Annotated in this window: 2 protein-coding genes; both read left to right on the plus strand. The window is 33.8% G+C overall.

What is annotated here, in order from left to right; genetic code table 11:
* A partial coding sequence (locus ACFIO3_RS13910) for a hypothetical protein (protein WP_375704671.1) occupies positions 1 to 366 on the plus strand: 366 nt, incomplete at its 5' end.
* Positions 367 to 517: 151 nt separating this feature from the next.
* Positions 518 to 952, plus strand: a complete 435-nt coding sequence (locus ACFIO3_RS13915; protein WP_120100899.1) for a hypothetical protein — start codon at positions 518 to 520, stop codon at positions 950 to 952.
* Positions 953 to 1,009: the final 57 nt, after the last annotated feature.

Genomic DNA, 1,009 nt, shown 5'->3' on the forward strand with positions numbered 1-1,009 from the left:
GTGAAAGAATTTGTACGGATACCGGATCGTGATTGTAGCATAGAAGATCTTGTGAAACGACACGAAACTCACACAACAATTCTTAAAAAACGAGAAGAATGGCATAAGTCAAAATTTGATAGTTGGATGAGATGGCATGAAGCCACTCTTGCAGAGCGAGATAAGTCAATTGAACAACAGCAAGTAGTACTTGAAAACCTATTCTCTTTAATTAAGCAAAAAAATAAGACACTGTATGAACAAAGATTAAAGTTGGCTTCACAAATGGAGCTAATTAATAAATTAAATAATAAAATCATTTGCTTAATTAACAAAAAAGAAGAACCAAGATTGATCGATTTTACTTTTGCAGGAGAAGTTTTTTAACTTGCGTCATTTGAGCCAAAAATCAAGATTGTTTAATTAACAATGAATCATTGCGAGGTTCCTTTTTCACAAACATTTTTGCAAGACAGGCAATCACAACGCGCTCTGTCACAACAGCACCCTTCACACTCTTAAAGAAGAAAGATCAGAGATGATAGATGTCCCACATATCACTATAAGTAAGGTCAAGTTGATTAATCTTGTTAATAAGATTGGACGTGAAGATATATATTATGGTGTTCGCTCGCCTAATCAGACATGTGAAAGTTGCATAGATCCCTCATCAACAGGTTATCTTGTCTATATACTGCAAAATATTTTTGCGCGTGATGATAGAAATTATTTTCCGTTATTGCCATACGATGATTTTAATCAATGGTTTTCATCTGCCTTTACGCAAGCTTTTACAACTTGGTTTGATAATTATTTTTCTCAAGATTTGTCATCTTTTCATCGCCTAAATGAGCTACTTTTGTTTACAGCTTTAGTCGAAAGTAATCTTGGCTTCTTAAGGGATGACCTCATCAAAAAAAGAGAAGAAGAAATCAAATTAATAAATGATGCGTGTAGTGTGCGTCTGAATTGAGTTAATCCACTTTTTTAAAGTCTATGAGGTCGGTTTGTGTTGTTACAGTCATTTTTG

This window comes from Bartonella sp. AD328YNZD, from assembly GCF_042196425.1.

What these genes read in the sequence shown, in the direction of transcription:
- ACFIO3_RS13915 (WP_120100899.1), top strand. Translation starts at nt 518, where the DNA reads ATGATAGATGTCCCACATATCACTATAAGTAAGGTCAAGTTGATTAAT.